The following is a 22062-nucleotide window of genomic DNA, read 5'->3' as shown; positions in this document are numbered from 1 at the left end:
CTACTCCAGCCTAGAACTGATACTTCACTGCCAGCATCATGTTGCGCGGCTCGCCCCAGGTATACGTGCTGTACCAGGAGAACATAGAGTAATAGCGCTTGTCGAACAGGTTATTGACGGTAAAGGTGGCCGACAAATTCTTGTTGAAGCGATACCGCGCCATCGCATCCACCAGCCAATAGCCCGCAACGGTATGCTGAACCTTACCCGGCGATCCGGGTCGACTGACATCACCCCAGGTTTTGCTTTGCCAACGGGCACCGCCCCCCAAGGTCAGGCCATTCAGGTCACCCTCAAAATCGTACGTGGTATAGATGTTGAACTGATGCTCGGGCGACAAGGTAGACACTTTATCGCCATCCTGGCGCGATAGCTTGTAAGCGTAACCCGCATGCATCTGCCATTGCGGCGTCAACTGCCCAGCTACTTCCAGCTCTACGCCATGCGTGCGCACACCTTGAGTCGCCTCATACGCGATACCTCCCGATGGCGTGCGCCCCCCCGTTTCCTTGCCGAAGTTATCCTGACGCAGTTGGAAATAAGCCAGGCTGGACGTCAAACGCCCCCCCATGAATTCGCCTTTGAGACCGACCTCGTAGTTATCGCCACGCAAGGGGTCCAGAGTACGGCCTCCCTCGTCTTGCAAGCTCTGAGGCTGGAAAATGTTGGTGTAACTGGCATAGACGGAGAAATTATCGTTCAGGTCATACACAGCCCCAAAGTAAGGCACCCATATGCCTGTCTCACGCATCTCAAGCTTGTTGTAGTTGGCGTAGCGTGTACCCAGTAGCAACTTCAAATCATCGCGCAGGTTCAGACGTGTGCTGACATATAGACCATTTTCGCGTGTCACTTCACGGTCGTCGCCCAGGTGCTGCCAGTTCATGCGCGGCCAGCGACCATCCCATTCGTAGTAATTCGAGACATCGGTATTGCTGTTTTCACCGTAAGACGTGTTAGTCCAGCGACGGCGCGATACACCTGCGCCAACCACCAGCTCATGCTCACGGCCGAACAGCTCAAAAGGACCAGTCGCATAAAAGTCAGCCGTATTGGAGACTGTCTTGCCCACGTAGCGTCCAGACCATAGGGAAGTACCTTTGCCGGTTAAAGGATCGGGATTGCCAGCCGCTACCGAAGCCAGCTCAGAGTCATAACCATTGATCAAGCGATTGAGCTGCACCTTGGCCATCCAACCGTTGTCGAATTCGTGCTCCAAGGTGGCAAAGGCCGAACGGGTGTACTGGTTCCAGCGACTCCAGCGCGTACCGTTATTAAAAGAACGGTCCATCTCGTTGAAGTTGCCCTGTGCGTCATAAATCGGTATACCCCCCCAGGTTGATCCTTTGGGATCGTTGTCCTGCAAATCAGCACCCAGGGTCAAGCGGGTATCCGGTGTCAGGTCGGCTTCAACAATGCCGTACAACACCAAAGTCTGACGTTGGTAGTGGTCCAGATGGCTTTTCTTGTCCTGATAGGCGCCGACCAGACGGCCCCGTAGGGAACCTGACTCGTTCAAAGGGCCGGAGAAATCCGCTTCACCACGGTAATTACTCCAAGAGCCCAAGCCCGCACTGGCATACCCCTGAAACTCGCGCGTCGGCTTTTTGCGAATCATATTGATCGTCGCGCCTGGGGTTCCACTGCCAGTGAGCAAACCGGAGGCGCCTTTCAATACCTCGACACGATCGTAAATCGCTGTATCCGTGAGCGAATGGCCAGCCGAGTACGGTGAATCACGCAAGGTGGGGATGCCGTCATATTGAAAGTTCTGAACACCAAAACCGCGTGCTTCGTAAGCGGTACGCTCACTGTCATAAGTAATGATGCTAAGGCCAGGAGTATGACGCACTACGTCATCGATACTGGTCAGGTTAAAGTCGTCCATCTGCTTGCGTGTAGTCACGCTGATGGCCTGCGGCGTCTGGCGTGGTGTCAAGCGCAAACGGGTTGCCGTGGCAATTGTGCCCGCCGCATACGTGCCTGAACCTTCGGTGATGTCGCCCAGCGCATTGCGGCGTACCTCAATACTGGCCAAAGACTGCACACCGGCGCCGTCAGCCAAGGTGTCACTATCGGGCAGGGCAATCAAGATATAGCCCTGATCCCGGCTTTGAACCTGAAACGGCTGCCCGGCCAGCAAGGCAGCAAAGCCGTCCTGCACGGAATACTGTCCTTGCAAACGCGGTGCGCGCAGACCTTGCAGTCGGGAAGAATCCATCACCAGCGCCACCCCGGCCTGTTGAGCGAACTGGCTCAAGCGGCTAGCCAGATCCCCGGCTTCCAGCGCATAAGCTTGGGTCGTCTGGGCCGAGGCCGGTGCCACATTCAGCATCAAGGCCCCTACAAAAGCCAGACCCAGCAAGCGGCGGCAGATATTGGGCATGAACGACGTTTTCACAAGCGCCAAAGGCGGCGCATTCTTCGGGACCATGAAATCTCTCCTTCTTTGGCAAGGTCTATCTGTTAAAGACGCACGAGCCCAAAAAAGCGGCAATCAAGGCCTGAAATTAATCGTCAATCCTTCGTTTGGCGTGTTTTGCACCTGCAATCGGGGATACAAATTCTTCAACAACGCCAAGGCCGACAAAGGTTTGTCAGCAGGCAAGACAGCACTAACCGTCAAGCCCTCCATGCCATGCGGATTGATCTGTGTTTTGCCGGCATACTGGCGGGTGATCTGCTCCAGAGCCTGCGTCAAAGGGACATGCTCCAGAAGCAGTTGCCGCTGGTCCCACGTGCGTATGACGCTGTTCACATCCGTCTGGCGGTTTACCCCCAGGCCTTGCGCATTGATCTGCACCTGATCGCCCGGCCCCAGTTCGCGAGCCGCTTGTGGGCCTTGGGTACGCGGATACGCCAGAACCCGAGAGGACAGCACGGTCAGCAAGGTGCCTTGAGGCTGCTCCTGCACGATAAATTCAGTGCCCAAGGCTTGCGAGACGGCCTGGCTGCTCAAGACCCGCAACAGTCGATCCGGCTGCTTGGCCACCACCACACGAACCTGCCCTTCCAACAGCTCAATATCCCGGTACTGCTTGCTATATAAAATCTTGACTTGCGATGCCCCAGCCAGCTCCAGACGAGTGCCATCCTCCAGCACCACACTGCGCCATTGTCCAGCGGCAGTAAGGACGGACTGATTGGACCAAGGCAATACAAAGGCCAGAATCGGCAAGATAAGCACCACGGCCCAGAGCAGGAGCATCGTGCCCTGACGCCAATCGCGCAAAAGCTTGGGCCGCGCTGACAATCCTGCATCCAGCGCACTGCGCCCAGGAGGGGTATTAGCCTGTACGGCCAGTTTTCTTACCCTGCACAGCACCGCCTCCATAGCCGCAGCCGCTGCTTCATGACGCGGGTCCAGCACGCGCCAGGCCATGAACTCGGCCTGGGCCTGTTCGGTAAATTGTTCGGGATCGGACAAGAGCACAACCCATTGGGCGGCTTGTCGCTCTATTTCCTCGTTGGACATGGGGTTCAAGCTGGAATCAAGGTCTGAACATGGAGCAAAGCCTGCACCAGATCATTGCGCACGGTGCGCTCACTGACACCCAAGCGCTTGGCCACCGTGGATTGCGTTTCCCCGTCCAGATAGCAGCTCAGGAACACCATGCGAGCCCGCGCGGGCAATTCATCCAGAGCCTGGGCCAACAAGGCCAGCACTTCCAGCGTGTGGGCGCACTGCTCGGCCGAGGGTGCTTGCACCCCTTGGGCCAAGGTCGCCTCTAAGGCTTCCAGATAAGCTTGTTCGACAGCCATGCGTCGGCTGCGATCAATTAGCAGCCTTCTGGCCGTGGTCGCCAGAAACGCACGGGGGTGGCGTAAATGATGAACGGCACAGGGGGCCAGCAGCAAACGCACAAACGTGTCCTGAACCAGATCTTCTGCCGTAAAGCTGCAATGCAAACGCGCGCGCAACCACCGCAACAACCAGCTACGGTGATCCTGATAGAAATCTCCCATCCCGATGGGTGCTGACGGATAGTCCATAGACCCTGAATGCACTAATCAATAATCATTCTCATTCCAAAATTATGACATGAAAAGACAAGGATTCTGACGGCGAAGGCCGCAAGCGTCGTCTGGCCACGACAGATCACCACTAAAACAGCTAACCACCCTGCAAGGGTCATCTAAAACAAACAAGGAGCGGATGCGGGCTGAAATCAAGAAAACGGACATAGCCAAAAAGGCCACGCCCGCCCAAGGGTCAACACAGAGAAGCTTGCAGCGGCGCGGATCACTCCCCAAACTTCAGGGGCATCTACGACGCTGCAAAACAACCCTTACATCACAAAGGACGGCAGGGTCAGCACAGCGTGAGTGGGTTGGCAGCGCAAGCCTTCCACATCGTTCAGACGGGCTTTGGCACGACGGGACAGATGCTTGAGGACCTGGCTGCGCTCCACGGCAGGCAGTGTGGACAGTGCGTTTTCAATGGTGCGACCGGACAGGTCGTTAAGAGCATAGGCAAACTCGCGCGCACCGTGGGTTTGCAGCAGCTCCAGCAGGTAGCCCTGGCGCTGGCGGGATGCAGCCAGGCGCAGAGCGTCTTGCAGCGCATTATTGTGTGGAGTAGAACGGAACAGGTTGAGGCGGAACATAGCATTCTCCTTCGGACACGAGGGCCCAGAAAGAGTGCTCACCTCATCAGAGGGGCCCGCTTTGTGGTCCAGCGTCCAATTGACAGATCATTAAGGAGGCTTGCCCTTTACAGGAACAAAGCCATAAAGAAGGATCAGGGTCCATTTACTTTTAAACGTGAGTAGTTAAAAAAAGGGCAACGGTTTTTGCACCAACGATATTTTCGCACCTGACCCAAGGCTTGTCCGTCAGGCATTGGCACACTTTCCATCACCTTGTGGACATCAAATTTATACTTAGGGATATGTGATTTTGCAGGGCACCCACAAGCCCCCCGACTAAAGAGGCTTTACTGTCTGCTACTCACGCGCCCTTCCCCCGAACACCAGCAAGCTTATATAAGGGTTTTCCTGCGAGTACCGGCCAAATGGATTATTCTTGCAGTGTTTGCCCAGCAAAAATCACTTATCTCTCCGTCACCAAAGACGGATGCGCAACAAAGCACCACCATGACCCAAACAGTGAACAACGACCCCTTTATCCTGGCCGGAACCAGCTACCAATCCCGGCTGTTGGTAGGCACCGGTAAATACAAAGATTTTGATGAAACTCGTCTGGCTATTGAAGCCAGCGGCGCTGACATTGTGACCGTGGCCATTCGCCGCACCAATATCGGCCAAAACGCCAACGAGCCCAATCTGCTCGATTACCTGCCCCCCTCCAAATACACCCTGCTGCCTAACACTGCGGGTTGCTACACCGCCGATGACGCCGTGCGGACCTTGCGTCTGGCCCGCGAACTGCTGGACGGTCACAAGCTGGTCAAACTGGAAGTGCTGGGCGACTCCGGCAATCTGTTCCCCAATATGCCCGAAACCCTGAAAGCCGCCAAAACCCTGGTGGATGAAGGTTTTGATGTGATGGTGTATTGCGCTGATGATCCTATCCAGGCCCGTATGCTGGAAGATATTGGCTGTGTGGCCATCATGCCTTTGGCCTCCCTGATCGGTTCGGGCATGGGCATTATCAACCCCTGGAACTTGCGCCTGATCATCGATCAGAGCAAGGTGCCGGTGCTGGTGGATGCCGGTGTCGGTACGGCCTCGGATGCCGCTATTGCCATGGAGCTGGGCTGTGATGGTGTCCTGATGAACACCGCCATTGCCGGTGCCCGTCAGCCTGTAATGATGGCCAGTGCCATGAACCTGGCAGTACAAGCCGGTCGCCAGGCGTATCTGGCTGGCCGTGTACCCCGCAAATACTACGATGCCGACCCCAGCTCCCCTACCGAAGGGCTGATTCACTCCCGTACCTGATCGAGACATGATTCCCAATACGCTGACCATTGCCGGAGTTGACCCCTCCGGCGGCGCCGGTATTCTGGCTGATGTCAAAGCCATGAGCGCCCTGGGTGCTTATGCCACCGCTGTCATTGCCGCTTTGACGGCACAAAATACCCAAGGGGTCACCGGCATCAGCCCCGTTCCTGCCGACTTTGTGCGCCAGCAGATTGATACGCTGTTTGCCGACGTGCGCATTGATGGCGTCAAGATAGGCATGTTGGGCCAGGAGGCCGTCACCACTGTGGTGGCCGAACGCATGGCTCACTTCAAACCCAAGCATCTGGTGCTGGACCCGGTGATGATCGCCAAAAGCGGCGACCATTTGCTGGAAAAGTCGGCTGTCCATGCCTTGCGCGAGCAACTGGTGCCCCAGTGCACCATGATCACACCCAATCTGCCCGAAGCCGGTGTTCTGCTGGACGCCCGCCCGGTAGAAACCGTCAAGGAAATGCGTCAGGCCGCCGAGCGCCTGCGTCGCCTGATGAGTCACAGCGATCAGCGCTGGGTATTCCTGAAAGGGGGCCACCTGCCCGGTTCGGACTGCATAGACCTGCTGCACGATGGCGACAAGATGATCGAAATGCCCGCCAAGCGTATTGATACGGCCAATACACACGGTACCGGCTGTACCTTGTCAGCTGCGCTAGCCGCCCTGCTGCCCCAATACAGCAATGTGCCTGACGCCGCCCTGGCTGCCAAAAAGTACTTGTACGAAGCCATTGCCCGCTCGGGTGAACTAACCGTGGGCAACGGACACGGTCCGGTGCATCACTTCCATAAACTGTGGCCATCGTCCTGATACGTGCCGTTTGATCGGGTCGCTTGAAGGCCCCTGTCTTATGCCTACACTTGGAATTATTGTCGCCATGCGCGAAGAGCTGGAGATTGTGCTGGAACGCTTGCAAGAGCCCCAGACCCTCCAGCGTGCCGGCATGGACTTTCATCGCGGCAGCTATCTGGGTAAACCTGTGGTGGCCGTAGTCTGCGGCGTGGGCAAGGTCAATGCCGCCGCTTGCACCCAGATGCTGATCTCGGAATTTGCCGTGGGCAGCATCATCAATATCGGTATTGCCGGTGCGGTTGAGCCCAGCATCCGGCCAGGCGACATCGTCATTGCCGATACGCTGGTCCAGCACGATGTGGAGCTCAAAGCCCTGGGTCTGGCGCCAGGACAGGTTTTCCGTCTGGATACCTTTGATTTTCCGACAGACCCCGCCTTACTGGCCATTGCCCAAACTGCCGCCCAACAAATTGAAGGGCATCAGGTCCACACGGGCCGAATTGTTACCGGCGACCAATTTATCGCATGTAACGATAAAATACAGTGGTTAAGCGCCACCTTTAATGCCTTAGCCTGCGAAATGGAAAGTGGCGCCATTGCCCAGGTGTGCTATCTGAATACCGTGCCTTTTGTCTGCATACGCAGCATTTCAGACAATGCCAACAACGACGCACACATGGACTTTGACACCTTCTTGCCCATTGCCGTCAACAACGCCAGCACCTTGCTTCACGCGATGGTGCCGTCCTGCTAAGCCCGACTGCGCCTCTTTATCGATGCGCTGGCTTATAATCGGCTCTTTGCCAAGCCTTTAGTTTTCTGGAAGCTATGAACCATATTGCGCTGTCTGAACTCGAACGTGCCCGTTACTACATGGTGGAACAACAGATCCGTCCCTGGAACGTATCCGACGAAAACGTGCTGCAAGCATTGGTCGAGGTCCAGCGCGAACGCTTTGTTCCCTCGTCTTTGCGCTCTTCGGCCTTTTCGGACACCGAACTGCCACTGATCATCAATGCCGTGGACACGCACGAGACCATGCTCTCGCCCAAAGTGGAAGCCCGTTTGGCTCAAGAGCTGCTTTTGCAGTCTAGCGACGGTGTGCTGGAAATTGGTACCGGCTCGGGCTATCAGGCCGCTTTGCTGGCTCACCTGTCCCAACAAGTCACCTCCGTCGAAATTGACAGCAAACTGGCCGCTTTTGCCCAGGAAAACCTGCAGCGCAACAATGTACGCAACGTCAAGGTTGAAGTGGGCGATGCACATGCCGGCTGGGGCACCACCGAGTACGACGCCATTTTGGTCACCGGCTCCGTGCCCACCATTCCTGATGCCTTGAAGTACCAGCTCTGTATCGGGGGCCGTCTGGTGGTGGTGGTCGGTCAAAACCCGGTCATGACAGCCGTGCGTATTACTCGCACCAGCGCCGCCAGCTTCGATACCACACCGCTGTTCGACACCTGGATCAAACCTTTGCGCGGCACGGCCGTTTCACAATTCCGCTTTTAAGTGCCTATGCGGTTCATGACCTCCTTGCGCCTGACGCTGCTCTGCCTGCTTGCCTTAAGCAGCACGGCCCAGTCGCAAGACCTGCTGCAAGCCTGGAATCAGGCCCTGGCTCGTGAACCGCAATTTGGCGCGGCTCAGGCAGCACATCAAGCCGACCAAGAACAAGTGCCGCAGAGTCGAGCACAATTGTTGCCACAGATCAGCGCCATCGGCACAGCCGAACTGCAAGAGCGCCGCCAAACCAGCAAGCTGTCCAATCAACACTCCAGCGACCGAGCCGCCTGGGCACTCACACTGAGCCAACCGGTTTACAACCGCAACGCCTGGGCTCGTTACGAACGCGCTCAGTTATTGGCGCAGGGTGCCGATATTCAACTGGCGCTGGATCGACAAGACTTGATGCTACGCGTCAGCCAACGCTATTTTGATGTGCTGGCAGCACAAGATGCGCTATCTACCTTGAAAGCCCAGCAAGCTGCCATTGACGAGCAATTGCGCGCCGCTGACCAGAATTTTCAACTGGGCGGCACCACGATTACCGATACCTACGAAGCCAAATCGCGTCTGGATCTGACACGAGCTAGCGTCTTGCAAGCGGAAAATGCCCTGCAAGTGGCTCAGGACAAGCTGGCGGCGCTGACGCTGGAGCGTTATGAAACACTGGCTCGCCTACGTGAGCCTTTGCGTCTGCCCGCCCCACAACCTGCAAATCTACAAGACTGGTTGGATCAGTCCAGCCAATCCGGTTTAAGTGTGGCACTGGCCGATATCAAGGCACGTGCCGCCCAAGAGCAGTTGAAAAGCACCCAGGCCCTGCACGAACCTACCCTGGCCTTGAAAGCCCAGACCGGCAGCGGCAGCGACCAGACCCTGTTTGGCCAAGCTGGCGGTGGCCCACGTTCTCTGAACAGCGCCGTCGGTCTGGAGCTAAGTATCCCCATTTTCCGAGGCGGCGAAACCAGCTCTCAAGTCCGTGAACAAAGCTCGCGCCTGCAACAGGCCCGCTACGATCACCAGTTCGCCATTGAGCAGTCCATCCAGCAGACGCGCCAGTACTTCTCCGGCGTCACCTCGGGTCTGGTCCGTGTGCAGGCACTGGAAGCGGCCACCAAGTCCAGCCAAGACGCTCTGGAGGCCAACAAGCTGGCTTACGAGGTCGGTGTGCGTGTGAATATCGATGTGCTCAATGCCCAGCAGCAGCTTTACGAAGCACAGCGCAGTCTGGCCCAAGCCCGTTATGACGTTCTGATGAACAGCCTACGCTTGAAAGCAGCCAGCGGCACGCTGAGCGAAAACGACCTGCGGGCCGTGAACGATCTGCTACAACCGGCGTCCTGAAGCGACCCAGGCAAGACTGCAGCAAAGCGCTCCCATTGAATCCTTGAGATTCTGAAAGCCCGAGATATACACGTCGCGCTCTTTGCTCACAGCAGCAATGTCAGATCCATCAGCAGCGCCATCCAAACGCAAACGAAACAACGCCAAGCCCTGCGCGGACAACTTCAGTGCTCATGTCCTTGTCTTTGTGTACAAGACACGATGCCTGGATCAAACAGACAAAAAAATCCCGGACTATGCCGGGATTCAATCCTTCAATACCGCTTGTTTAGTCACGCAGCTTTTTAACCAGGGCCGTGGTCGAGCGCTGAAACTCAAAAGGAATGGCGACCGCATCGCCTCCCCAGCTACGCACTAAAGCCGTTTCTGGCAAGGCTTCCATATCGTAGTCACCGCCCTTGACGATCAAGTCCGGGCGCAGTGCCGCGATCAAGGCTTCGGGTGTGTCTTCGTCAAACAAGACCACCGCATCCACACAAGCCAGCGCAGCCAGCAAAGCGGCACGATCCTGTTCAGGGTTGATGGGGCGCTCCGGCCCCTTGTTCAAACGTCGCACCGAGGCGTCAGTATTCACACCGACAATCAGCGAAGCACCCAATTGGGCCGCTTCGTCCAGGTAGCTGACATGTCCACGGTGCAGGATATCAAACACACCGTTGGTAAAGACCAGCGGGCGCGCCAGGCGCCCCTGTTCCATAGCCTCACGCAAGGCATCCAGACCCAGCACCTTAGCCTCGAAACGTACGCTCATATCAAGCCTGAACCAGAGTCGAGTCCGAGCCGACCTGGCGTGCCAGATCCTTGCGGTAGCGGTTCAACTCCTGCACGGTTTCAAAGGAGCTACCCATCAACAGCGACATATTGTGCAAGATGCGAGAGCTAACCTTGTGCTCCCATTCCTTGTCGAAGCGAATCTGCGTATCCAGCCAGGTTTCCAGCCAACCGGGCGATGGCAGCTTGGACTGCACCGTATCGTCCGGGAACATGGCTTTGTTCACATGCAAGTTGGTGGGGTGCAACGCTTGAGCGGTACGATGCGCCGAGGCCATCAGAACACCGATCTTGGAGAAAGCCAGACGGGCTTGCAGGCCAAATTCCTGACCCTTATGCACCAGAGCACGCTTCATGTAGCGCAGGTAAGCACCGGCGTGACGGGCCTCGTCCTGAGCCACAATCTTGTAGATGGCCTTGATCACAGGCTCAGTGTGCCAGTCGGCGGCACGACGGTACCAGTGATTCAGGCGCACTTCGCCGCAAAAGTGCAGCATCAGCGTTTCCATGGCTGGGGCCGGATCAAAGTCAAAGCGCACTTTATGCAGCTCTTCTTCGGTGGGCATCAGCTCGGGGCGGAAACGGCGCAGGTATTCGATCAAAACCAGCGAGTGCTTTTGTTCCTCGAAGAACCACACGGACATAAAGGCGCAAAAGTCGCTGTCATCTTTATTGTCACGCAGGAACATTTCGGTAGCAGGCAAGGCAGCCCACTCGGTAATGGCGTTCATTTTGATGGTGTAGGCCTGCTCGTCTGTGAGCTTGCTGCCATCAAAGTCATCCCACGGTATGTCATGCGCGAAATTCCAGCGCACCGCTTCCATGGATTTAAATAAGTCATGGTAAAGCATAACGATTCCTAAAAAGAATCAAGCGGTTCCTTGAGGGCGGCCATTTACCGTCCGGAAGGCGCCGGAAAGCGCCAGCTTAACAATCAGCTGGCGGACCTGCGTCTATCGTAGAACCTGCAGTTATCAGAAATATGTCAGCCACAAAAAAACTGACGCGTTGCGGAGAGATCACACTTATCGCCCCACCAAAGCCCAGATGGCCACACCGACCGCAAGCGCCAATACCGCACACAAGGCCGTCAGCAATCGGTTAGTCTGCTGCTGCGACTGGCGCAACAGCTTAAGTTCCTGGTTCAACGCCTGCCCTGTCTCCGGTCTATTCAAGCTGGAATAAACCAGACGCGGAAGCTGCGGCATGATCTGGGCCCACTGCCCGGCTTCCTGTTTCAAACGCGAGTAAAAGCCCGATGGACCAATACGCTGGTACATCCACTTTTCCAGATACGGTTTGGCGGTATCCCACAGATCCAGTTCCGGATCCAGGTCCCGCCCCATCCCTTCCACATTCAGAAGGGTTTTCTGCAGCAGCACCAGCTGCGGCTGAATTTCTACATTGAACCGGCGCGACGTCTGGAACAGGCGTAACAGCACTTGCCCCAGGGAGATCTCGGACAAGGGCCGGTCAAAATACGGCTCACATACCGCGCGCACCGAACCTTCCAGCTCCTCTTCGCGGGTTTCAGGTGGCACCCAGCCGGACTCAATATGCAATTGAGCGACCCGACGATAATCGCGCCGGAAGAAAGCCAAGAAGTTTTGCGCCAGATAGTTTTTGTCGAACTCGGACAGAGACCCCACGATACCAAAGTCCAGGGCAATGTAACGGCCCAACGATTCCGGTGCGTCCGAGACGTAAATATTACCGGGGTGCATGTCGGCATGGAAAAAACCGTCGGTAAACACCTGGGTGAAAAAAATCTCCACCCCTTTACGAGCCAGGTCTTTCAAGTCCACATTGGCGGCGCGCAAGCGGTCAATCTGGTTGACCGGAATGCCCTTCATACGGTCCATGGTGAACACGGTCGAGGCGCAATAATCCCAATGCACTTCGGGCACGATCAGCAACTCAGTCCGCTCTACATCTTTGGTGAAATTGCGGCGCAACTGACTGCAATTGGAGGCTTCACGGATCAGATCCAGCTCGTCATTCAAGTACTTGTCGAACTCGGCCACCACCTCACGCGGTTTCAGGCGACGGGCATCAGGGCCCAGGCGTTCCATAAACCCGGCCAGCACACGCATCAAGCGCAGATCTTTGTGGATGACCTCGCGCATACCAGGACGCAATACCTTGACGGCCACTTCGCGGCCATCATGCAGCTCAGCAAAGTGAACCTGAGCAATCGACGCCGAGGCGATGGGCTCACGATCAAACTTCTTGAACAGCTCATAAGGCGACGCACCCAAAGCCTTCAGAATCGTGGCCTCGGCCACCTCGGAGGGAAAGGGGGGCACACGATCTTGCAACAAAGCCAGTTGCTCGGCGATATCCAGCGGAATCAGATCCCGGCGGGTAGAGAGCACCTGACCGAACTTGACGAAGATAGGCCCCAAGCTTTCCAGGGCCAAACGCAAGCGCACACCGCGCGGCAGCTTGGGTTTGCGACCCAGGCGCACAACGCGCAACAACCGGTAAGCCCAGGGATGGCGGATACTCGACAGCACCAGCTCGTCCAGGCGATAACGGAATACAACCAGCAAAATGGTCAGCAAACGGCACAAGGAGAACATGCTCAGGACTCCCGCCGACGCGTATCAAGACGATTCAAACGCTGGTCCAATTTGTCCAGGCGCTGAGTCAAAACGGCTGATTGCTCGCGCAGCCGGTCAAGCTCGGGACGCGTCACCAGCAAGCCACTTTCTTCAGTCAGGTATTCGCTGGCATTGCCGGCCAGACGCTGGCCCAGATCCCGCAAGCCGGTAAACGCCCGGCGCGCACCGCTAAACAGACGCACTGCCATGACATCACCAACAATTTGGGCCAGATCGTGCTCGGCATCCCAACGCAGATTAGCGGCCAGGTCCGACACCAGATTGGCCAGACCGGCTTCACCTTGCACATGCATTAACTGCGTCACTCGGCTGAAATCGCCGTCTTGCAGGATTTGAGGCAATTCGGGCAGCTTGTTCTGAGGAAGAGTCAGCGTGACATCGGGCACCACGGCAGGATGGCCCTGCTCCAGCTTTCCCTGAGAACTGATGGTGTAGACCAGTTGCAAACGGCCCACAATCAGCGAGACGGTTTTACCTGCATAGCTGCGCAAACGCTCACGCGCCCAATCCTCGCGATCAAGCAAGGCGTTCAGCAAACGCACGCCCACGGCGCCAGGTTCTAGGAATGAAGGGATACCAAGCATGTCCATGCAAGTCTACTGCCGCAGCGAGTAAACCAGTCCAATTAAAACAGCCAGTTTAACCCGACACAGACACGGCCGGATGTACAGGACGACAGGAACACGGGCAAAGGGAATCACAGAGAAGCGAGAGCGCTCATAACAGAACAGCCGCCTGGATTAGAAGGCGGCTGTTTGTATAGACAAAGATCAAGCGTTGGGGTCAACCGGGATCTGCTGAATACCAGCCAGCAGCCAGCCTGCGCCATCGGCCTTGAACAGATTCCAGACTTCCTCAAAGCGGAAGGCTTCGGCACCCGCCTCTTCGCGCAACATACCGGAGTAGCGCACGCTGGCCAGATGGCCGTCGGCCACTTTCTCGATGCCCAGCAGCTCAGCATTGAGCAGAACCACTTGGGTCACGTTCTCGCCCTGGCGCTGAGCAATCTGAGGAGAGGCTTCTTTGAGCAAATCGTCGGTCAGGAAGGCACGCAATTGTTCCACATCACCCTTGTCCCACAGTTTCTGGATTTCCACGAACTGCGTCTTAGCATTGGCCAGGAAGGTCGGTGTGTCGAAATCACCGGGAATGAACCAGCTTTCGTCTACTGGAGGTGCGGGAACAGCGGCGGCAGCAGCGGGCTGAGCAGCAGGAGCGGCAGCAGGCGCAGGTGCTGGCGCAGCCTGTGGTTGTTGCCAGGGGCTCGGTGCCGGATCGGCATTACGCATCATGGACTGGCCACCGGCCTGTTGCATGGCAGGGCGAGCAGCCGAGCCACGGAAACGACGCACAATGAACAGAACAGCGAAGATAACCAGACCAATCAGCAAGAGGCTGGACATCATTTCCAGGAAAGCGCCGCCCAGACCCATGCTGGACAGCAAGGCAGCAATACCCAGACCTGCAGCGATACCGGCGATCGGGCCCAGGAAGCGGGACATGCCCGACTTGGCAGCGGTACCCGCTGCGGCCGTACCGGCAGCAGCAGCGCCAGCGGCAGGAGCAGCCGAACGAGTGGCATTATTCGCTGCAGCAGGAGGCGTCGCTGCCGAGCGATTGCTGGTGATATTGGAGGATTGGCGGCCAAAGCTGGATCCACCACCCATGCGACGTGCTTCCGCATCATAAGAAACGGTCAGCAAAGCGCCGGTGCTAAAGGCCAGTACAGCAGCCATGAAGTAACGAGAAAGCCGTCCAGACATAGTCACAAACTCCTGACCAGAACACGCGTTTAAGACACAGAGCTTTAAAGCCCGCGGCCAAGCCATCCCAGTCGAATATTCAAGAAAACTTACGATAAGCTGAACATTAACATGACAAGTTCTCATGCACCATGTTTTTTTTACCGTAAATGACAAGCCAAAAAACGAACGGCACCCAAAGGTGCCGCTATATATATATAGAGAGAGAGGGTAGGCCCGGCCTCAATCCAGGCGGATGCCTTCATGCAGCGCAGCGACACCGGCTGTCAGATTGAAATATTGCACACGCTCCAACCCCACTTCGCGCATCATGTCAGCCAGAGTGTCCTGATCGGGATGCATGCGAATGGATTCAGCCAGATAGCGATAGCTTTCCTCGTCCTTGGCGACGAATTTGCCAATGCGAGGCAGGATATTGAAGGAATACCAGTCATACGGGGCCTGCAAGGGCTTGGCCACACGGGAAAACTCCAGCACCAGCAATTTGCCGCCTGGACGCAACACCCGCTTCATTTCAGCCAGTGCGCGATCTTTATGCGTCATATTACGTAAACCAAAGGCCACCGAGACGCGATCAAAATAACCGTCAGGAAAAGGCAGGTGCTCGGCATCACAGACCGCAACAGGTGTGATGATGCCCTTGTCCTGCAAACGGTCACGCCCCACGCGCAGCATGGAGCTATTGATATCGGTATGCCAAACCTCGCCGTCGGCACCTGCCTGGCGCGCAAAGGTCTTGGTCAAATCGCCCGTTCCCGCCGCGATATCCAGCACTTTCATGCCGGGGCGTACAGCCGCTCGACCGATAGTGAAGGCTTTCCAGATACGGTGCAGGCCGCCCGACATCAGATCGTTCATAATGTCGTAATTGTTAGCCACCGAATGAAAGACTTGGGCAACTTTGCCCGCTTTTTCACTTTCAGCGACGGTTTGAAAGCCAAAGTGCGTATCGGCGTGCTGGGCGGTAGGGTGTTGAGGACGCTGTTTTTCCATAATGGCATAATCGTAACGCAGATTTCCCGGTACAGAAACGAAAATCCAGCTCGCTGAGCGCTGCCCTTTTTTACACATTCACAAACCTGAAACATTAACGCCATATGATGGCGTTATTACGTGCAGTCAGGGATTGAAGCGCCCCCTGTGTTTCTCTTGAGTCGCCTGACTACCAGTCGCTCAAGTGCAATACAAACAGCCTGCCTGACCATCTTTTATTTTTATCGGACCAGCCTGAAGCTAACAATGAGTACAAGCATATTAGTCGTGGAAGATGAGCCTGCAATCCAGGAGCTGATCTCTGTCAATCTGTCCTTTGCCGGCCATAAAGTGCTGCGCGCCTTCGATGCCGAACAAGCCCAGATCCTCATTCGCGCCGAGCTGCCTGATTTGATTCTGGTGGACTGGATGCTACCCGGCTCCTCAGGCATTAACCTGGCCCGCAAACTGCGCTCGGACGAACGTACCCGTCATATCCCAGTCATCATGCTGACGGCAAAAGGCTCGGAGCAGGACAAGGTCGATGGTCTGGAAGCCGGCGCGGACGATTACATCACCAAGCCCTTTTCGCCCAAAGAACTGATTGCCCGCATCAAGGCTGTGTTGCGCCGCCGCGCACCTCAGCTAACCGATGACGTAATCTCCATTGGCGACCTGCAGTTGGACCCCAGCACGCACCGCTTGTCCAGCCAGGGTATGGCACTGACCATTGGGCCTACCGAGTTTCGCCTGCTGCATTTCTTCATGACGCACACCGAACGTGTCTTCACCCGCTCCCAACTGCTGGATCAGGTCTGGGGCGACCACGTGTTTGTGGAAGAGCGCACAGTAGACGTCCATATCCGTCGCTTGCGCAAGGCGCTGGAGCCTAGCGGACACGACAAACATATTGAAACGATCCGTGGCTCGGGCTATCGTTTTGCCCTTTCTCCTCTGGAAAAGGCCCCAAGCGCCTGATCCCATGTTCAGCATATTTACGTCTATTGTTATCTGGGCCCTGTTGGGCAGCCTGATCGGCTGGTGGCTCGGGCCATTCACCGGTCTGGCCTTGTTTTGCGGCGGCCTGTTAATGCTGATTTTCATCAGCACCTTGCAGTTGTCCCGCGTTGAGCGCTGGACCCGTAACCTGAGTGATCCCCCTCCGCCCGCCATTGGCCCCTGGGACGCCATTCTGGCCCCCATCTATCGCCAGTTGCGCCGTGACCGGCAGGAAATTCAGGAGTTGAATCGCTACGTGGATGGCATCATGATGGCCGCCGAGGCCCTGCCCGACGGTGCCATCACCCTGAACGGGGAAATGGAGCTGCAGTGGTGCAATCAGACCGCCTGTGAGCACATCGGCCTGAATCTGGCCACGGACCGTCATCACAGCATCTTCAATATCCTGCGCGAACCCGAGTTCTCCCGTTACGCCCGCCAACCCCAATGGGACGGCCCATTGTTGCTGCACCTGAGCAAAGACGGACGCGAACGCTCCTTGCTACTGCAATTGACACCCTATGGCCTGGGCCAGTTCCTGATCGTGACCCGCGATGTCACCCAGGTTGAAATGCTGGAGACCACCCGCAAAGACTTTGTGGCCAATGTCTCCCATGAGCTGCGTACCCCCTTGACGGTCCTGCTGGGGTTTCTGGAAACCTTGCAGGACATGCCGGCCGAGAGCCTGCCGTTGGAGCAGCGTCAGCGTTACGAGCAAATGATGCTGGAGCAGACCCGTCACATGCAGTCGATTGTGTCCGACTTGTTAACCTTGTCGACACTGGAATCCTCGCCCACGGTGGAAGGGGAAACCGTGCAGGTCAGCCAATTGATTGAAAGCGCGCTGAAACAAGGCGAGGCCATCTCCGGCGGACAACACAGCTTTGTCACGGACATTGATCCGCGTATTGCCATTCAGGGCATGGAAACCGAATTAAGCTCGGCCGTCTCCAACCTGATTACCAATGCAGTGCGCTATACCCCCAAGGACGGCACCATCACTGTGCGCTGGTATTTGAATGACAGCGGCGAGGCCTGTTATTCCGTCCAGGACACGGGTATCGGCATTGCTGCCCAGGACATTCCCCGCCTGACCGAGCGCTTTTACCGCGTGGACAAGGGCCGTTCGCGCTCCACAGGCGGCACGGGCCTGGGCCTGGCCATTACCAAACACATCATCGTGCGACATAATGCCGAACTGCAAATTCAAAGCCGTCTGGGAGTAGGCAGCGTGTTTATGTTGCGTTTCCCCAAGAGTCGGGTTCGACTGCAGGACTGCTAGAACATGTGGGGCCATATTGGTCCTACAATAAACGGCTCTGAAGACCACGTTGGCGGATTTATGCCGCACAGGAGCCAAGCATGTCCAATACCCATGAGCTGCGCCCTTTCCACCTTGCTTTTCCGGTCCATGATCTGGCCGTTGCACGCCAGTTCTATGGCCAGACATTAGGCTGTCCCGAAGGCCGATCCTCTGATCAGTGGATCGACTTCAATTTCTACGGCCACCAGATTGTGGCTCATCTGGCTCCTTCAGAATGCGGCAGCAATGCCACCAGTGCGGTAGACGCTCACAACGTGCCCGTGCGTCACTTTGGTGTCGTGCTGGATATGCCCACCTGGCAAACCCTGGCTGACAAGCTGCTTGCCGCTGGCACCCAATTTGTGATCGAACCCTATATCCGTTTCAAGGGCGAGCCTGGCGAGCAAGCCACCATGTTTTTCATGGACCCATCGGGCAACGCCCTGGAATTCAAAGCCTTCAACAGCCTGGACTCCCTTTTCGCCAAATAAAGATGCACAAAACCTGGCTACTTACCGAACAAGGCGACCGCTGTTTGCTCGTGCAGTTCAGCGGTGAGCTTTCTTTGGAGACCGGTTTGCGCTGCACCCGCGCCGCACGCTTGCTGCGCGACCACGCGCCCGCCTGTGTCCGTGATCTGGTCCCCAGCTTTACTGCGGTTGCCATCCACTTTTATCCGGATGGCAGCAGCGACCAGCTCGCCCGTTTGCACAACTATGTTCACCAGGCACTGGCCGAGCTGGATGCCAGCCAGGATCAGGCTGCCCCCGGTGCCCTGGTGGATATTCCCGTCTGTTACGGCGGCCCCTTCGGCCCCGACCTGCCCGCCATTGCCGAGCAGTTGAGACTGAGCCAGGAACAAGTCATTGAACTGCACAGCAGTCAAGTACAACTGGTATTTATGGTGGGCTTTGCGCCCGGTGCCCCCTATGTGGGCATCTTGCCCGAACAACTGAATGTGCCGCGCCGTGCCACCCCCCGCACCGTACTGCCCAAAGGCTCGGTAGCCATTGCCAACCAGCAAACCATTATTTACCCCAACGAATCTCCTGGCGGCTGGCATTTGATTGGCCGCTCGCCAGTTAGCCTGTTCGACGCCCGGCGCTCCCCCGCTGCCCTGCTCGCCCCCGGTGACCAAGTGCGCTTTGTGCCCCTGCCTCATGAACAGTTTGATCACTGGACACCTGCATGACGGTACATATCCTCAAGCCAGGCATGATGAGCAGCCTGCAAGACCGAGGTCGGTATGGGCACCAACACCTGGGGGTTTCACCCAGCGGTGCCATGGATGAACGCGCACACCGGCTCGCCCATTTGCTGGCAGGCAATACCGTTGCACAAGACCTGGCCAGCCTGGAAATTACCGTACAGGGCCCAAGCCTGCGGTTTGACGCACCCGCCCTGTTTGTCCTGACCGGCGCGGAGATGAATGCCAGCCTGGACGGTCAGCCCGTGGCAGTGCTGCGCCCTACTCTGGCGCGCGCCGGACAGACACTGACCATGCAGTCCGTCAAACCCGGCCAAGGTGCCCGCAGCTACCTGTCTGTCTACGGCGGTTTTCAAGTCGAATCCTTGCTGGGTAGCCAAAGCACCCATATGCGCGTTGGTCTGGGTGGTTTTGAAGGTCGCGCCTTGAAAAAGGGCGATCAGATTCAACTGGCTCGGCCCCTGCCCAATCAGGAAGCGACACTAAACAGGCTGCAAGCCGTACTGGATGAGCTACGGATTTACATGCCTGCTGCACTGGCCTTGGCCCCGCGAGAACGCCTGCGTGTCATGTTGGATCAAGCCGATTTGTTCACTGACGAATCACTGGAACTGTTTCAAAGCCAAAGCTACCGTATCAGCCCCGCCTCGGAACGCATGGGCTATCGCCTGGAAGGTCAGCCATTGCAGCGTAAAACGGCTAAAGAGCTGCTCTCCGCCCCCACCTGCTTTGGAACGATTCAAGTCCCCAACGATGGCCAGCCTATTGTGCTGATGGCCGACCGGCAAACCACCGGGGGCTATCCACGAATCGGACAGGTCGCCAGCGTGGATCTAGCTCAAATTGCACAGCGCCTGCCTGGGCAGAATCTGGGCTTTGAAGTGGTAACGGCAGAACAGGCCCATGCGTTGTCAGTTCGTCAGGAACAAGCCTTTACACGGCTAAATGACAGCCTGGAACCGTTGCGGCAAGCCTTAGAGCAGTGTGTAGCACAGGTTTGACACAACAAGCGTAGACAGCGTGTCTAGGGCTGAACTACGCTTGCTTCCAAGCGGCCCTCAGGCCACAAACCAACAGCGCAACCTGGCACAAGCACCTCAATTAAGCGTGGCGATGGGCTGCCAGCTAATCCCCCCTTGTTATCAGGCAATACGCCGCTGCACCTGCAATCATCACGCTCAGGTTCCAAATAAAAAACACCTCGCCTTAACAAGCGAGGTGTTTCTGTTCTGACAACTCTGCACGACGCCATACTGGTAGGGCGCCATCCACTGACTTACAAAAACAGCTTGTAAGCCGGGTTGTCTGTCTCGTCCCAGTGCGGGTAGCCCAGATTGTCCAGGAAGGCCTTGAACTCTTTCTTGTCCGAAGGCGGCACCTGGATACCGATCAGGATATGACCGTAGTCATCGCCCTGATTACGGTAGTGAAACAAGCTGATATTCCAGTCCTGATTCATGCTGGACAGGAATTTACGCAAGGCGCCAGGGCGCTCTGGAAACTCGAAACGCAGCAGGACTTCGTTCGTAGCCTGGCTGGACACTCCACCCACCATGTGACGCACATGGGTTTTGGCCAGCTCGTTGCCCGTCAGATTCAAGGTACCAAAGCCTTTCTTGACGAAACGCTCTTCCAGCTTTTCAATTTCCGCTTCCGAAGAAATCGACATCCCCACAAAGACGTGCGCCTTTTCCATGTTGGACATGCGGTAATTGAACTCAGTCACCGAACGCGTCCCCAGGGCATCACACAGGCGACGAAAACTACCTTTGGCCTCGGGAATCGTCAAGGCAAACAAGGCTTCACGAGCCTGACCCACATCCGCACGGTCTGCCACCATACGCATACGATCAAAGTTCATGTTCGCGCCGGACGTTACCGCGATCAGTGTCTTGTTCTTGAGCTTGTTTTGAGCAGCGTAGCGCTTGGCGCCGGCCAAAGCCAGAGCGCCGGCTGGTTCCAGCACGCTACGCGAGTCCTGGAACACATCTTTGATAGCCGCGCAAATCGCGTCGGTATCCACAATGACAAAGTCATCTACATACTGGCGCACCAGACGGAAGGTTTCCGACCCCACTTGCTTGACAGCAGTGCCATCGGAAAACAAACCCACGTCCGACAAATTCACACGTCGACCCGCTTTGATACTGCGCACCATGGCACAGGAATCTTCGGTCTGCACGCCAATTACTTTGATTTCGGGGCGCAGGGCCTTGATGTACGTTGCCACGCCGGCTGCCAGACCACCACCGCCAATCGCGACAAAGACCGCTTCAATCGGGCCGGGGTGCTGTTGCAGGATTTCCATGGCCACCGTGCCCTGCCCGGCGATCACATCAGGATCATCAAAGGGATGCACAAAGGTCAGGCCTTCGCTCTTTTGCAGTTCCAAAGCGTGCTGGTAGGAGTCCGAGTAGCTCTCGCCCGCCAGGACCACTTCGCCGCCCAGATTGCGCACACCGTCAATCTTGACTTGCGGCGTGGTGGTTGGCATCACAATAACGGCGCGGCAGCCCAGCTTGCGCGCTGACATGGCCACGCCTTGTGCGTGGTTGCCAGCCGAAGCGGCCAGTACACCCCGTTTTAATTCTGCGGCCGACAGATTGGCCATCTTGTTATAGGCACCGCGCAGCTTGAAGCTAAAAACAGGCTGATAGTCTTCACGCTTGAGCAGTACCGTGTTACTAATTCGTGCCGATACCTGGGGAGCGGGTTCAAGTGGTGTTTCGATGGCAACATCGTACACTTTCGAGGTCAAAATTCGCTTTAGGTAATCGTTCGACATTTCTCAGGCTTCAATTAACAGCCGGTTTGCCACCAAGGCCAGTCGCAGGCCCCTGCCTGAGACTGCTCACCGGGAAAGAA

At 56.7% G+C, this 22062-nt stretch carries 21 protein-coding genes; 10 read left to right on the top strand and 11 right to left on the bottom strand.

The features are described 5' to 3' along the window. Window positions 1-10: 10 nt before the first annotated feature. The 4 genes from CA948_RS15810 to CA948_RS15795 form a co-directional block, all read right to left on the bottom strand. Window positions 11-2434, bottom strand: coding sequence for a TonB-dependent siderophore receptor (locus CA948_RS15810; protein WP_238988612.1), 2424 nt, complete (start codon window positions 2432-2434; stop codon window positions 11-13). 63 nt (window positions 2435-2497) lie between these two features. Then, window positions 2498-3475, bottom strand: a complete 978-nt coding sequence (locus CA948_RS15805) for a FecR family protein (RefSeq protein ID WP_108728506.1) — start codon at window positions 3473-3475, stop codon at window positions 2498-2500. A gap of 5 nt (window positions 3476-3480) precedes the next feature. Beyond that, entirely contained in the window at window positions 3481-3993 is a 513-nt protein-coding gene (locus tag CA948_RS15800; protein WP_108728505.1) for a sigma-70 family RNA polymerase sigma factor, read from the bottom strand. 296 nt (window positions 3994-4289) lie between these two features. Then, the gene (locus CA948_RS15795) at window positions 4290-4607 is read right to left on the bottom strand and encodes a hypothetical protein (RefSeq protein ID WP_094197826.1); all 318 of its coding nucleotides are present in this window, start codon (window positions 4605-4607) and stop codon (window positions 4290-4292) included. 489 nt (window positions 4608-5096) lie between these two features. On the opposite strand from CA948_RS15795, the gene CA948_RS15790 reads away from it, so the two are divergent. The 5 genes from CA948_RS15790 to CA948_RS15770 all read left to right on the top strand — a co-directional run bounded on the left by CA948_RS15790 (window position 5097) and on the right by CA948_RS15770 (window position 9558). After that, a complete protein-coding gene (locus CA948_RS15790) occupies window positions 5097-5903 on the top strand; it encodes a thiazole synthase (RefSeq protein ID WP_108728504.1) in 807 nt (268 codons plus the stop codon). A 7-nt stretch (window positions 5904-5910) separates the two neighbouring features. Continuing rightward, window positions 5911-6729, top strand: coding sequence for a bifunctional hydroxymethylpyrimidine kinase/phosphomethylpyrimidine kinase (thiD, locus tag CA948_RS15785; protein ID WP_108728503.1), 819 nt, complete (start codon window positions 5911-5913; stop codon window positions 6727-6729). 40 nt (window positions 6730-6769) lie between these two features. Next, window positions 6770-7465, top strand: a complete 696-nt coding sequence (locus CA948_RS15780; RefSeq protein WP_094197828.1) for a 5'-methylthioadenosine/adenosylhomocysteine nucleosidase — start codon at window positions 6770-6772, stop codon at window positions 7463-7465. 74 nt (window positions 7466-7539) lie between these two features. Continuing rightward, window positions 7540-8220 carry a protein-L-isoaspartate O-methyltransferase family protein gene (locus CA948_RS15775; protein WP_094197829.1) on the top strand — a complete coding sequence of 227 codons (681 nt, stop codon included), beginning with the start codon at window positions 7540-7542 and terminating at the stop codon, window positions 8218-8220. A 15-nt stretch (window positions 8221-8235) separates the two neighbouring features. Beyond that, window positions 8236-9558, top strand: coding sequence for a TolC family outer membrane protein (locus CA948_RS15770; RefSeq protein WP_108728502.1), 1323 nt, complete (start codon window positions 8236-8238; stop codon window positions 9556-9558). Window positions 9559-9826: 268 nt separating this feature from the next. On the opposite strand, the gene rfaE2 is transcribed toward CA948_RS15770, so the two are convergent. From rfaE2 to ubiE, 6 genes are all read right to left on the bottom strand, one after another. Then, the gene (gene rfaE2, locus CA948_RS15765; protein WP_094197831.1) at window positions 9827-10309 is read right to left on the bottom strand and encodes a D-glycero-beta-D-manno-heptose 1-phosphate adenylyltransferase; all 483 of its coding nucleotides are present in this window, start codon (window positions 10307-10309) and stop codon (window positions 9827-9829) included. A gap of 1 nt (window position 10310) precedes the next feature. Next, window positions 10311-11180: a ferritin gene (locus CA948_RS15760; RefSeq protein WP_094197832.1), complete on the bottom strand. Its 870-nt coding sequence runs from the start codon at window positions 11178-11180 to the stop codon at window positions 10311-10313. Window positions 11181-11354: 174 nt separating this feature from the next. Continuing rightward, entirely contained in the window at window positions 11355-12911 is a 1557-nt protein-coding gene (gene ubiB, locus CA948_RS15755; RefSeq protein WP_094197833.1) for a ubiquinone biosynthesis regulatory protein kinase UbiB, read from the bottom strand. 2 nt (window positions 12912-12913) lie between these two features. Beyond that, complete coding sequence (locus CA948_RS15750) at window positions 12914-13543, bottom strand: ubiquinone biosynthesis accessory factor UbiJ (RefSeq protein WP_094197834.1); 630 nt, start codon at window positions 13541-13543, stop codon at window positions 12914-12916. 180 nt (window positions 13544-13723) lie between these two features. Beyond that, window positions 13724-14716: a Tim44 domain-containing protein gene (locus CA948_RS15745; protein ID WP_094197835.1), complete on the bottom strand. Its 993-nt coding sequence runs from the start codon at window positions 14714-14716 to the stop codon at window positions 13724-13726. Window positions 14717-14938: 222 nt separating this feature from the next. Beyond that, window positions 14939-15709, bottom strand: a complete 771-nt coding sequence (gene ubiE / locus CA948_RS15740) for a bifunctional demethylmenaquinone methyltransferase/2-methoxy-6-polyprenyl-1,4-benzoquinol methylase UbiE (protein ID WP_108728794.1) — start codon at window positions 15707-15709, stop codon at window positions 14939-14941. Window positions 15710-15955: 246 nt separating this feature from the next. On the opposite strand from ubiE, the gene phoB reads away from it, so the two are divergent. From phoB to CA948_RS15715, 5 genes are all read left to right on the top strand, one after another. Then, complete coding sequence (gene phoB / locus CA948_RS15735; protein WP_094197836.1) at window positions 15956-16666, top strand: phosphate regulon transcriptional regulator PhoB; 711 nt, start codon at window positions 15956-15958, stop codon at window positions 16664-16666. A gap of 4 nt (window positions 16667-16670) precedes the next feature. Further along, window positions 16671-17969: a phosphate regulon sensor histidine kinase PhoR gene (gene phoR, locus CA948_RS15730; RefSeq protein WP_108728501.1), complete on the top strand. Its 1299-nt coding sequence runs from the start codon at window positions 16671-16673 to the stop codon at window positions 17967-17969. A gap of 80 nt (window positions 17970-18049) precedes the next feature. After that, complete coding sequence (locus CA948_RS15725) at window positions 18050-18481, top strand: VOC family protein (RefSeq protein WP_108728500.1); 432 nt, start codon at window positions 18050-18052, stop codon at window positions 18479-18481. Window positions 18482-18483: 2 nt separating this feature from the next. Beyond that, window positions 18484-19182, top strand: a complete 699-nt coding sequence (gene pxpB / locus CA948_RS15720) for a 5-oxoprolinase subunit PxpB (protein WP_108728499.1) — start codon at window positions 18484-18486, stop codon at window positions 19180-19182. After that, window positions 19179-20198 (top strand): 5-oxoprolinase subunit C family protein, encoded by a 1020-nt coding sequence (locus CA948_RS15715; protein ID WP_108728498.1) that lies wholly within the window; start codon window positions 19179-19181, stop codon window positions 20196-20198. Before pxpB ends, CA948_RS15715 begins: the two co-directional genes overlap by 4 nt. 275 nt (window positions 20199-20473) lie before the next feature. Here the strand turns inward: CA948_RS15715 and ilvA are convergent, their stop codons facing one another. Next, entirely contained in the window at window positions 20474-21982 is a 1509-nt protein-coding gene (gene ilvA, locus CA948_RS15710; RefSeq protein WP_108728497.1) for a threonine ammonia-lyase, biosynthetic, read from the bottom strand. Between the last annotated feature and the right edge of the window lie 80 nt (window positions 21983-22062).

It is taken from the genome of Alcaligenes aquatilis (assembly GCF_003076515.1).
GTDB classification, from domain to species: Bacteria; Pseudomonadota; Gammaproteobacteria; order Burkholderiales; family Burkholderiaceae_B; genus Alcaligenes; species Alcaligenes aquatilis.
Note: the sequence above shows the minus strand (reverse complement) of the source record. Positions and strands in the feature narration are given on the sequence as shown.

Bases quoted from the DNA above. Each gene is read 5' to 3' on its own strand.
- phoB (WP_094197836.1), top strand. From the start codon at position 15,956: ATGAGTACAAGCATATTAGTCGTGGAAGATGAGCCTGCAATCCAGGAG.
- CA948_RS15715 (WP_108728498.1), top strand. From the start codon at position 19,179: ATGACGGTACATATCCTCAAGCCAGGCATGATGAGCAGCCTGCAAGAC.
- ubiB (WP_094197833.1), bottom strand. From the start codon at position 12,911: ATGTTCTCCTTGTGCCGTTTGCTGACCATTTTGCTGGTTGTATTCCGT.
- CA948_RS15795 (WP_094197826.1), bottom strand. From the start codon at position 4,607: ATGTTCCGCCTCAACCTGTTCCGTTCTACTCCACACAATAATGCGCTG.
- CA948_RS15770 (WP_108728502.1), top strand. From the start codon at position 8,236: ATGACCTCCTTGCGCCTGACGCTGCTCTGCCTGCTTGCCTTAAGCAGC.
- CA948_RS15810 (WP_238988612.1), bottom strand. From the start codon at position 2,434: ATGGTCCCGAAGAATGCGCCGCCTTTGGCGCTTGTGAAAACGTCGTTC.
- CA948_RS15750 (WP_094197834.1), bottom strand. From the start codon at position 13,543: ATGGACATGCTTGGTATCCCTTCATTCCTAGAACCTGGCGCCGTGGGC.
- CA948_RS15745 (WP_094197835.1), bottom strand. From the start codon at position 14,716: ATGTCTGGACGGCTTTCTCGTTACTTCATGGCTGCTGTACTGGCCTTT.
- CA948_RS15725 (WP_108728500.1), top strand. From the start codon at position 18,050: ATGTCCAATACCCATGAGCTGCGCCCTTTCCACCTTGCTTTTCCGGTC.
- CA948_RS15775 (WP_094197829.1), top strand. From the start codon at position 7,540: ATGAACCATATTGCGCTGTCTGAACTCGAACGTGCCCGTTACTACATG.
- CA948_RS15790 (WP_108728504.1), top strand. From the start codon at position 5,097: ATGACCCAAACAGTGAACAACGACCCCTTTATCCTGGCCGGAACCAGC.
- thiD (WP_108728503.1), top strand. From the start codon at position 5,911: ATGATTCCCAATACGCTGACCATTGCCGGAGTTGACCCCTCCGGCGGC.
- rfaE2 (WP_094197831.1), bottom strand. From the start codon at position 10,309: ATGAGCGTACGTTTCGAGGCTAAGGTGCTGGGTCTGGATGCCTTGCGT.
- CA948_RS15760 (WP_094197832.1), bottom strand. From the start codon at position 11,180: ATGCTTTACCATGACTTATTTAAATCCATGGAAGCGGTGCGCTGGAAT.
- CA948_RS15780 (WP_094197828.1), top strand. From the start codon at position 6,770: ATGCCTACACTTGGAATTATTGTCGCCATGCGCGAAGAGCTGGAGATT.
- CA948_RS15805 (WP_108728506.1), bottom strand. From the start codon at position 3,475: ATGTCCAACGAGGAAATAGAGCGACAAGCCGCCCAATGGGTTGTGCTC.
- CA948_RS15800 (WP_108728505.1), bottom strand. From the start codon at position 3,993: ATGGACTATCCGTCAGCACCCATCGGGATGGGAGATTTCTATCAGGAT.
- pxpB (WP_108728499.1), top strand. From the start codon at position 18,484: ATGCACAAAACCTGGCTACTTACCGAACAAGGCGACCGCTGTTTGCTC.
- ubiE (WP_108728794.1), bottom strand. From the start codon at position 15,709: ATGGAAAAACAGCGTCCTCAACACCCTACCGCCCAGCACGCCGATACG.
- phoR (WP_108728501.1), top strand. From the start codon at position 16,671: ATGTTCAGCATATTTACGTCTATTGTTATCTGGGCCCTGTTGGGCAGC.
- ilvA (WP_108728497.1), bottom strand. From the start codon at position 21,982: ATGTCGAACGATTACCTAAAGCGAATTTTGACCTCGAAAGTGTACGAT.